The organism is Candidatus Eisenbacteria bacterium, from assembly GCA_030017955.1.
In the GTDB taxonomy this organism is placed as follows: domain Bacteria; phylum Eisenbacteria; class RBG-16-71-46; order JASEGR01; family JASEGR01; genus JASEGR01.
Window position 1 is genome coordinate 31,313 of record JASEGR010000017.1, and the last position, 10,512, is coordinate 41,824.

General features: G+C 52.7%; 10 protein-coding genes. All 10 read right to left on the bottom strand.

All coding sequences use genetic code 11. The features are described 5' to 3' along the window. Positions 1-90: 90 nt before the first annotated feature. Positions 91-945: a 4-(cytidine 5'-diphospho)-2-C-methyl-D-erythritol kinase gene (ispE, locus tag QME66_04090; GenBank protein MDI6808149.1), complete on the bottom strand. Its 855-nt coding sequence runs from the start codon at positions 943-945 to the stop codon at positions 91-93. Positions 946-967: 22 nt separating this feature from the next. Further along, the gene (locus QME66_04095) at positions 968-1,873 is read right to left on the bottom strand and encodes a decaprenyl-phosphate phosphoribosyltransferase (GenBank protein ID MDI6808150.1); all 906 of its coding nucleotides are present in this window, start codon (positions 1,871-1,873) and stop codon (positions 968-970) included. Then, positions 1,870-2,478 (bottom strand): D-sedoheptulose 7-phosphate isomerase, encoded by a 609-nt coding sequence (locus QME66_04100; GenBank protein ID MDI6808151.1) that lies wholly within the window; start codon positions 2,476-2,478, stop codon positions 1,870-1,872. The genes QME66_04095 and QME66_04100 overlap by 4 nt, the downstream gene beginning before the upstream one ends. A gap of 373 nt (positions 2,479-2,851) precedes the next feature. After that, entirely contained in the window at positions 2,852-3,715 is an 864-nt protein-coding gene (gene rfbD / locus QME66_04105) for a dTDP-4-dehydrorhamnose reductase (GenBank protein MDI6808152.1), read from the bottom strand. After that, positions 3,712-4,776: a glucose-1-phosphate thymidylyltransferase gene (locus tag QME66_04110; GenBank protein ID MDI6808153.1), complete on the bottom strand. Its 1,065-nt coding sequence runs from the start codon at positions 4,774-4,776 to the stop codon at positions 3,712-3,714. Before QME66_04110 ends, rfbD begins: the two co-directional genes overlap by 4 nt. A gap of 5 nt (positions 4,777-4,781) precedes the next feature. Beyond that, the gene (locus tag QME66_04115) at positions 4,782-5,510 is read right to left on the bottom strand and encodes a hypothetical protein (protein MDI6808154.1); all 729 of its coding nucleotides are present in this window, start codon (positions 5,508-5,510) and stop codon (positions 4,782-4,784) included. After that, entirely contained in the window at positions 5,503-5,715 is a 213-nt protein-coding gene (locus QME66_04120; GenBank protein MDI6808155.1) for a hypothetical protein, read from the bottom strand. Before QME66_04120 ends, QME66_04115 begins: the two co-directional genes overlap by 8 nt. 66 nt (positions 5,716-5,781) lie before the next feature. Further along, positions 5,782-8,442 carry an alanine--tRNA ligase gene (alaS, locus tag QME66_04125; GenBank protein ID MDI6808156.1) on the bottom strand — a complete coding sequence of 887 codons (2,661 nt, stop codon included), beginning with the start codon at positions 8,440-8,442 and terminating at the stop codon, positions 5,782-5,784. Positions 8,443-8,532: 90 nt separating this feature from the next. After that, positions 8,533-9,090 carry a regulatory protein RecX gene (locus QME66_04130; GenBank protein ID MDI6808157.1) on the bottom strand — a complete coding sequence of 186 codons (558 nt, stop codon included), beginning with the start codon at positions 9,088-9,090 and terminating at the stop codon, positions 8,533-8,535. Then, a complete protein-coding gene (gene recA, locus QME66_04135; protein ID MDI6808158.1) occupies positions 9,087-10,148 on the bottom strand; it encodes a recombinase RecA in 1,062 nt (353 codons plus the stop codon). The genes QME66_04130 and recA overlap by 4 nt, the downstream gene beginning before the upstream one ends. Between the last annotated feature and the right edge of the window lie 364 nt (positions 10,149-10,512).

Genomic DNA, 10,512 nt, shown 5'->3' on the forward strand with positions numbered 1-10,512 from the left:
TCGTCACCACCTGTCCTGGTATACCGCAACGCGCAACGCGGTGCCCAATCACGCACTTCCGGGTGGCCGGAAAGATTCAGACTTCTCCGCCTACACAGGCTTGGCAACCCACCCGGATAACCCGAGGGCTGTCAGTTTGTCAACAGCCTCTTCAGCAGATTCCTGAGTCTTGAAAACGCCGAATATTGTTGGACCGCTCCCGCTCATGGCGCTCCCGAGTGCACCCAGAGATATCATTAACTCTTTTAGATGTCCTACAATCGGGTAATTCCGCACGACCACGTCCTCAAGCGAGTTGTGGATACAGCGAGCGATCAGGCCGATATCGCCATGCTCTATCCCGATTAGTAACATGTTATTGCACCCAGCATTACGTGTCAACCCAATTTTTTCGGCTTCGCCGTAAGCCCAGGAGGTTGATACCGCAAACCCTGGATTCACCAGCGCAAACCACATTTCAGGCAGGCCGGCAAGCCGGCTCAACTTCTCCCCTCTTCCTCTGGCAATCGCCACGCCTCCCTCGACAAAAAACGGGACGTCGCTTCCAAGAAGGGCAGAAAGACCAAGAAGCATCTGTCTGCTCAGGTTCAGACCCCAGAGCTCAGCCATACCTTTAAGTACCGCGGCGGCGTTGCTGCTCCCCCCGCCCATGCCGGAGCCAACCGGAATCTTTTTCCTTATCTCAATCTCAACGCCTCCCTTGAGTGAGAATTTCTCGAGAAACAGCCTTGCGGCTTTCCAGGCGATGTTCGTCTTATCCACCGGGACGCTCTCTGAGTCACAGCGGACGGAGATTTTGCCCAGCGCTTTTTTCACTATTACGTCGTCCTTCAAACTGATGGTCGTAAGCACAGACTCAATCTCATGGTAGGAGTCGCTTCTTAGGAGACCCACCTCAAGGCACAGGTTGAGCTTCGCAAAAGAAGCCAGGAGTTTCTCTGTCATATGGGATCGCTATGGGAGGTATCTAACTCAAATAGATTACCCAGACTACTACCAGACCCCAGAGAAGAATGTCGATTATGAGCGGAAGGTCAGTGAGAAGGGTCTCGGAAGGATTTCCGCCCTTGCCCTTCTCGAAAACCAGGTAGAGATATCTGAATATTCCGAAGAGAACGAATGGAACCGTGTATAGAAGACCCGTGGTGTGAAATTTCTCCACTGTGCCTGGAGCGACTGTATAGATCGAGTAACATATGACCGTGCTTGCCGTGACAACCGGTATCATTTGATCCAGGACGCGCGGAGAGTATTTTGTAAGAGTCAGCCTGTGATTGCTCGCGCCTTCGAGCAGGAATTCATACTCAGCCCTCCTCTTTCCGACAGCAAGAAAGAGCGCAAGAAAGAAAGTGCAGAGCAGGAGCCAGGGCGAAACCTCAATACCGGGTTCGACTCCTCTCAAGGCCTCGACTCCGGCCAAAGCTCTGAGAACGAACCCCGTCGAAATTGCAATAACGTCAAGGAGCACGACTCCTCTCAGAATCAGGCTGTATAGACCATTAAGGACAACAAACCCCGCCGCAGCAAAAAAGAAACTTCTTCCAAGCGGATATGCAAGACAAAGAGAGACGGCGGCAATCAGCAGAGAGAAAGACACCGCAGAACTCTTGGAGATATCGCCTCTCGCAACGGGCCTTTTCTTCTTCCAGGGATGCGCTCTGTCTCTTTCGATATCCGCTACGTCGTTCAGAATGTAGATTGATCCGGAAAGGAGACAGAAGAGACAGAATCCGGCCACCGATCTCAATAGAAGTGAAGTTGTCGCGCCTCCATGTGAGAAGATAAGCCCTGCGAAAACGACAAGGTTCTTAGTCCACTGGCTCGGCCTCATTTCAGTGATGAGGTCGAAAATTCTCTTGCCGGCTCCTCTCACTTTCCTTTTCCTTTCTTTCCGAACAGCTGAGCCTCAACCAGCCAGCAGATTGTATGCCCGACCGTGATGTGTGCTTCCTGAATTCGCGGGCTCTCTTCCGAAGGAACGATGAGCGAAAAATCACATTCCCTCGCGAGCTCCCTTCCTTTGAGCCCCGTCAAGCAAACTGTCTTGAGACCCTTCTTTTTGGCTGTGCGAACCGCCCGTATTATGTTCTCCGACTTTCCGCTTGTCGTTATAGCGACAAGGACATCGCCCCTCGCCCCCATCGCTTCAAGTTGTCTTGAGAAGATCTTCTCAAATCCAAGGTCATTTCCGACTGCAGTCAAGATGGAGGTATTCGTCGTGAGAGAGACCGCCGGGATCGCATCTCTGTTGAGATAGAACTTGCCGCTCAATTCAGCGGCGAGATGCTGAGCATCGGCCGCGCTGCCGCCGTTCCCGCAGAAGAGGATCTTCTTCCCCGAATTGACGGCGTGAACCATCACCTGCGCGACGTCCATTATCCACTTCCCGTTTTTCTCACCAACCTCCCTTATAATCTTGGAGGAGGTCAGGACCGCATTTTCTGCATCCTGTCGTGTTAGCTGGCTCTTTCTCGGCAAGAAATGCTCCTTTCAGCGACACTTCGACTGCGTACCACCTTGCGTGTTGGCAACATCAGGCATCGCGATTCAGGCTCGGCTGGCGGCTGATTCCTCGGCCCGGGCTCAGCTCCGGGAGATATCCTTTCCCTCCTGCCGAAAATGTCGATCCTTCCCGTACTCGCTCACTCGAATTTGCGAACTCGGCCCCTGGCCTCAGACAGCGCAAATTCGTCCCCTTCGGGGTCGTTCCCTCCTCCAAGAAGGGAGTCCAGAGATTTTCGGAAAGTCGGTTCAAGGACATCTCCAGGCCCAGCTGCTGCACAGCACTCCTGATTTCACAGGCAGCCGCTACAGTGCTCGATCTTCGTGAACAATATCCCGTTTTCCATTGTTACGAGCCTTCTTCTTTCTTGGCCCTCAAGTAGTCCTTCAGGGCGTCTCTCCAGTGCCGGGTCTCAAATCCGAGTGTGTGCCGCAGGCGGTAATTTTCCAGGACTGAGTTCGTCGGGCGCTTCGCCGGCCGGTCCGACTGAGCCGAAGAGATCGGCTTCACGATAGCAGCGTCTCCTCCCCAGAGACTGACTATCTCCCTGGCGAATTCGTACCATGAGCAATCCCCGCCATTTGTAGCGTGATAGAGACCGAACTCGTTCCTCTTCAGTATGACCATCATTGCACCGGCAAGGTCGTCCGCGAGTGTCGGAGAACCCCTTTGGTCATCCACAACCGGTATCTCTTTGCCCTTCCCGGAAAGGGTCACCATCGTATCGACAAAGTTCTTGCCGCCCGTGCCATAGAGCCAGGAAGTTCTCACTATCCAGTTTTGCGGGCAGATGTTCCTCACGAAGTCTTCTCCGGCCAGCTTGGAGCTGCCGTAGACGTTTATTGGATTTGGCCGGTCGAATTCCAGGTACGGCGCACCCTTTCTTCCGTCAAAAACGTAGTCTGTGCTCACATAGAGAACCGGGGCTTCCATTTCAGTCGCCACGGTCGCAACATTCTTCGTGCCAAAGGCATTTATCTTGAAGGCAAGCTCCTTTTCTTTCTCGGCATCGTCAACTCTCGTGTAACCCGCGCAGTGTACGATTATGTCCGGTGAAGCATTCCGTGCGAATTCTCCGAACGAATCCAGATCGGTTACATCTGCCGTGTCTATGTCACAGGGAATCACTTCGTACTCTTGTGAGAGAATTCTTGTAAGGGCAGTGCCCAACAACCCCTTACAGCCTGTTACAAGAACTCTGCGCTTTGTCAATAGACCTCGACCTGGCTTGAATCCCCCACCATGAAACGATAGGCCTGGGGTTTGGAGAAATTCTTCTTGAGAACTACGTTCTTGCCAATGAGACTTCCCTCAAGCCGGGCGCCGAGATTCAGAATAGTGCTGCCTTCGAGCACAATGCTGTGCTCGATCTCGCTGTTCTCAACCAGAACATTGTCATGAATAGAGGTGAAAGGCCCGACATAGGATCCGGTAATCTTCGAGTTCTTCCCGATTATCAGGGGCCCTCTGAGGACACTCTCCTTGACCTCACTGCCTTCACCAATCACCACATTTCCTGCTACCTGTGATTTCGAATCAACACTGCCTTCGATCCTCGGCTCAAGCGCCATGAGGACAATTCTGTTGGCCTCGAGTATATCTTCAAGCTTACCTGTGTCCTTCCACCACCCCGTGATTGTGTGAGACCTTACCACGAACTTCTTGTCGATGAGATATTGGATTGCATCGGTTATCTCGAGTTCGCCTCTCCAGGACGGCTTGATGTTATTCACGGCCTTGAAGACCGTGCTGTCAAACATGTACACGCCGACAAGCGCCAGATCGCTCTTCGGGATTTTTGGCTTCTCCACAAGCCTCACGACTCTGTCGGCATCAAGCTCCGCCACTCCGAATTCGGAAGGATTAGGCACTTTGGCGAGAAGTATCTGGCAGTTTGGGTGTTCGCTTCTGAACTCGTCCACGAAATTCTTGATTCCGTCCTTGATGATGTTGTCTCCGAGAAACATGACGAACGGTTCCTTGCCCAGATATTTCTCAGAGATCTTGACTGCATGTGCCAGTCCGAGCGGAGCCTCCTGTTCGATATAGGTTGCCTTCACCCCAAGGGCAGAACCGTTTCCCACTGCCGCTTTGATCTCATCCTTCGTATCGCCGACCACTATGTAGATATCAGTGATGCCTGCGTCCCTTATGGCCTCAATTGCGTAGAACAGAATCGGTTTGTTCGCAACCGGAACAAGCTGCTTTGCGCTGGTATGGGTTATCGGCCTCAGTCTCGTACCTTTTCCGCCGCTCAGGATGAGCCCTTTTATTGTCCTCACCTCCTCAAGTGAGATGCGCCATCGACAAGTGATTTTGGATTCTCATGCACGAGTCTTCCCGCCTCCGTGTCGCCTATGATTTTCGAGGCCTCTTTGAGGGCCGCTGCCAGGACAGGCGGTCTGTCCACCGGGTCGTGTGCATCCGAGGCAAGGAAATGAACCAGTCCATTTCCCAGGAGCTCCTTTGCCTTTTCCTTCGCCGTGTCCCCAAAGTATCCCAGGAGGCTGCCACCGGTTATCTGGGTAAGGCAGCCCATCTGAACAAGATCACAAACGGGAACCCGATTCTTCGACATGGCCAGGTTTCTCTCGATGTGGGCGAGAATCGGAACCATGCCTTTTCTCACAGCTCTGGAAAGAATTGATTCAGCGCCGGAAGGAAACGAGGTCAATTGGAACTCAACCAGGAAGAATCTGTGCGCTTCATCAAGAAAGACATTGTTTTCTTCCAGGAATGACTCGAGTTTCTCGGTGAAATAGACTTCTCCGCCGAGTCTCACATCAAGACTTATTCCCTCGTTCCTAAGAGCCTCATCCAGTCTATCTCTTGCTTCCTTCCATTTCTTCCCATTTTGCCTGGGCCGGTCGCTCACAATGTGCGGCGTTCCGAAAGCCACCTTGACTCCGTCATTCCACGCCTGGCGGGCCATGACCAGCGACCCGTCCAGCGACTGAGGTCCGTCAGGATCAACAAATGGAAGAATGTGTGTGTGAATGTCAATCACGCTTCGAGATGTCCTTTCCCTCCAGCCGCACGGCGCCCGTCACCGGCGAAAAATGCGCGTTTCCGCTCCTGGCGTAGATTCTTGACCCGTCCCGGCACGCTCGCTCGAGTTCGCAAACTCGGCCTTCGGCCTCAGACAGTGCAAACTCGCCCGTAACGGGGACGCTCGCTTTCCACCGTGACGAGTACCCCAAGAATCTCACCATGTTCGCTCCAACGCCATTTTTCGATGGCCACCTTGCCTGAACCCGGTCACCGACTCAGAGTAACCGTCACCCGGCTCGCAGTCTTTCTTCAACGAGCCTTCGTCCCGTCTCGAGTCCTTCTGCGAGTTTTTCCGGGTCCTTCCCGCCCGCCAATGCGAGATGAGGACGGCCACCACCACCGCCGCCCAGACGGCTCCCGAGCTCCTTGGCAATCTCGCCGGCAGTAATCTTGCCTTCGCGGAGAAGCTCGTCAGTCACCGCAATCACTATTGAGATCTTTCCGGAAATAGCAGAGCCAAGGATCGCGACTCCTCGGCCCATTTTCTCCCTGAGCCCATCCCCCACAATTCTCAGCGTATCTATGTCCGGCGCATCAACAGGCGCAGTCAAAACCCTGACTCCGTTGACGAGAATTGGCTCTTCTTCCAACTTCTTCAAGGCAATCGAAAGCGCCGATTCTCCCTGAAGAGCATCGAGTTTCTTCCTCAATCTATCGTTTTCAAGCTGAAGTGCCTTCACCTTGTCAAGAAGCTCCCGTCTCGGCACCTTCAGGAAATCTTCAAGCTCAGTCAGGAAGTTCCTCTCTTCGTCCAGATATTCATCTGCAGCCCGCCCGGTCACTGCCTCAATCCTTCTGAGACCTGAGCCAACTGCCTTCTCGGAGACAATCCGGAAGGAGCCAATCTCTCCGGTATGAGATGCATGTGTTCCAGCGCAGAGCTCGCGCGAGAAAACGTAGTCTTTCTCTCCTACGATGACCTGCCTCACAGTGTCTCCATATACTTCGCCAAAGAAAGCAAGCGCCCCCTGGCTTTTTGCCCCCTCAAGCGAAGTTGTAGAGGTTTTCACAAGAAGGTTCTCCTGAATCTTTTCATTCACCAGGTCCTCGACAGAATTGATTTCCTCGGGAGAAAGTGCGGAGAAGTGAGTGAAGTCGAAACGTAGTCTGTCAGATGCAACAAAGGAACCTGATTGCCTTATGTGCTCGCCCAGGACCGTTCGCAACGCGGTATGAAGAAGGTGGGTCGCAGTATGGTTCTTTTTCACTGCATCCCTCACGTTTTTGTCAATTTCTGCCACAAGGCCCGGGGCCGCCAGGAGCTTCGGTTCACCTCTCACAAACTCGCCACAATGGATGAGGAGATCTCCTTCTTTCCGTGCAGTCTCAATCCTCACTTCAATTCCCGGCCCTATCAGGCGACCGCAGTCTCCAACCTGTCCTCCCCCCTCGGCGTAGAAAGGGGTCTTGTCCAGCACAGCTTCAATCTGAGGAAGCCCCTTTTCTCCTTCGCGGTACCTTCTCACCTTCACATTCTGAGACAGTTTTGTGTAGCCGACGAATGCCGTCGCGATTCCAGAACTCACAAGTACCCAAGGTTTCCACACCTTTCTCTCCTCTTTTTCCTGGAGGAACTCACCAGTTTCCTGAGCCCTCTTCCTTTGAAGAGCCATCTCCTTTTCGAACTCATCTTCCCTTACGCTAAGCCCGGCCTCGCTGCAAATTTCAACCGTGAGATCAATTGGAAAACCGTAGGTGTCATGAAGGAGGAATGCTTCCTTGCCTGAAAGGGAGCGTTCCCCTTTTTCTTTTGCCGTCTCAACGAGCGCGTCGAGCTTCCCCATCCCTTCATCGAGCGTCGACCTGAATCTTTCCTCCTCACCCTTTATCACCAGAGAAACCTTTCCCGGATCCCGGAGAAGGTCGGGATAGATGGAACCCATCGAATCGGCGATCACTCCGACAAGCTCGTAGAGAAAAGGCCCTTTGAGACCCAGGTCCCTGCCTCTCCTCACAGCCCTCCTCAGGATCCTCCTCAACACATAACCCCTTCCTTCATTCGTAGGGAGAATCCCTTCAGAGATGGCGAACACAAGTGCCCGGGCATGGTCTGCGACTATTCTCATCGGAATCTTCGCTTTACCTGAGTCAATGCTTCCCTTCTCTTCCAGGGCCCTCATGACCGGCAGGAAAATGTCCGTTTCGTAGCTCGAGGATTTCCCCTGGCAAATCATGACAAGACGCTCAAACCCCATCCCTGTATCAACGCCTCTTCTTTTCAGCGGCGATAACTTCCCCTTTTCATCCTTGTAGAATTCAGGAAAAACGAGATTCCAGAACTCGACGAATCTGTCACAATCGCATCCGACGCCGCAGTCGGGTTTACCGCACCCTTTTTCTTCGCCAAGGTCAATATAGATTTCCGAGCAAGGTCCGCAGGCGCCCGTAAGCCCGGCAGGCCCCCAGAAGTTGTCCTCATCTCCGAGCCCGACAATCTTCGGCTCCGGGACCCCTATCTTCTCACGCCAGATCTTCCTGGCCTCTTCGTCCTGCATGTGGACCGAGATGAAGAGTTTTTCCTTATCCAGTCCAAGAACATCAATCACAAACTCCCAGGCCCAGGAGATTGCTTCTTCCTTGAAGTAATCGCCGAAAGAGAAATTTCCGAGCATCTCGAAAAAGGTGTGGTGTCGTATCGTGTGCCCCACATTCTCTAGATCCGTGGCCCTCAGGCATTTCTGGATGGAGACTGCCCTTGAAAAAGGAATTTCACTTTCCAACGTATAGTAGGGTTTGAACTGAACCATTCCGGCGGTAGTAAAAAGAAGTGAAGGATCATCCGGCACGATGGGAGCGCTCTGAACTACGGTGTGGTCCTTATCTTTGAAGAAATCGAGAAAAAGCCCCCTCAACCTCGACGAAGAAAACTCCTGAATTCGGGGACACATCACTTAATTCTCTCCCACCTGAGAATCCTGAATTCGGGGACAAATCGCCTGATTGCCCCCGAGTGCATCAGTTACTTTGGCGCCACTCACTCACCCGGAGAATTTGCTCCTTGTCACTTGAATCGCAACGCTCGCCGGGATCCCTTTTCTAACAAGGAAGGAAAAAACCCTGGCTTTGGCCCGGCGTTCCTCCACTCCTCCCAGACTCCTCATCTTCTTCTCAACAAGCTTCTCAGCTATCTCGATTTCGCTTACGTCTTCCCGTGCTTCAGATATCGCTTTCTCAGCAACTGCTTTCGGAACACCTTTTCCGAGAAGTTCTCTCTTTAGCAGGAAGAATCCCCTTGGAGAGACAAGGATTCTGTTCCTTACGAAAGCCCTTGCGAATTCGAGATCGTTGATAAGCCCCAGCGTCGTAAGTCTTGCAACGACGAGGGAGCTCGTCTTTTCGGTGAAGCCTTTCTCCCTTAGTTTTTCAAGGAGTGCTTTCGCTGTAATACTTCTTCTTGCCAGAATATCGAGGGCTTTGCTCTTTGCTTCATCGAAGCTGTCCCGCTTCTCATCTTCTGCTTTTCCCCGGGCCTTGCTGGAGCGAAAGGAGGATCTGTTCTTGCTGACGCCTCCTCTCCCCAGAGTCCTGAATCTCACCGTCTGACTTTCTCAGCGACCTTTTCCTTCTGCTGCTCCGGGGCCGGCTCAGCCGGTTTGTGGTCAAGTGGAATCCTCAGTTTGTCTTCGATTTTCTTGAGAAGCTCGGGGTGCTCCTTCAAGTAGAATCTTGCGTTCTCCCTGCCCTGGCCGATTCTTTCCTCACCGAAGGAAAGCCATGTGCCGCTCTTCGCCAGGACTCCCTTGTCAATGGCAAGATCAATTATCTCTCCCTCTCTTGAGATGCCCTCATTGTAGAGAATATCGAACTCCGCATCTCTGAAAGGAGCTGCAAGCTTGTTCTTCACGACTTTTACTTTTGTCCGGTTTCCAACGACCCTGTCGCCCTCCTTGATCGAAGCTATTCTTCTTATGTCGAGTCTCACAGATGCGTAGAACTTCAGCGCCCTTCCGCCGGTAGTCGTTTCAGGATTTCCGAACATGACGCCTATTTGCATTCGTATCTGATTCGTGAATATGACGCAGGTCTTGGATTTGCTTATTGCTCCGGTCAGCTTGCGGAGGGCCTGCGACATGAGTCTTGCCTGGAGTCCCATGTGCGCATCGCCCATCTCTCCCTCAATTTCCGCCTTCGGAACAAGGGCTGCCACCGAATCGACCGCAATCACATCAACCGCCCCGCTTCTCACAAGGTGCTCGGTTATCTCAAGGGCTTCCTCGCCGGTATCCGGCTGGGAAACGTGAAGATTTTCAATATCGACGCCCAACTTCTTTGCATACGCAGCATCAAGCGCATGTTCGACGTCGATGAAAACGGCATTCCCGCCGAGTTTCTGCGCGTTGGCTATTATGCTGAGGGCCAGCGTCGTTTTCCCTGAAGATTCCGGGCCGAAGATTTCAACGACTCTTCCCCTCGGGACTCCGCCAATCCCGGTAGCGATGTCGAGCCCAAGTGAGCCGGTAGGTATGGTTTCGACAGAGACCTTGGCAGAATCTTCACCCAGCCTTATGATCGCACCTTTTCCAAATTGTTTTTCTATCTGCGAAACGGCAAGCTCAAGCGCTTTTGTCTTTTCTTTTGTTAGACCTGTCACCATGATTCACCTCTTTCTGCCCTTTCATTCGAAAGGGTGCTGCCCCAGAAGCTCCGAGAATCTGTCCAGTATTACTTGACCCCGCTACTCTTGCGCATGACTGGAAACCTCAACCAGACTGTCCACCCCAACCACCTCCCATCCGCTCCCGCCTCCCCGCAACCAGTCAGTTTCTTCTTCGAAGATTCCTCTCCACCGGTCAGATTGATTCCAAACCGGTCAATTTGGAACAATATCTAAGGGAGAAGGTGAAGTCAAGAAAGAGATAGATCGATGTGTTAGCAAAGGGAAAATGTCCCCGTTAACTGCAATGCTAAAATGTCCCCTCGAAGGAGGGAGCCTTTATGGAGGGGATGATAGTTATGAG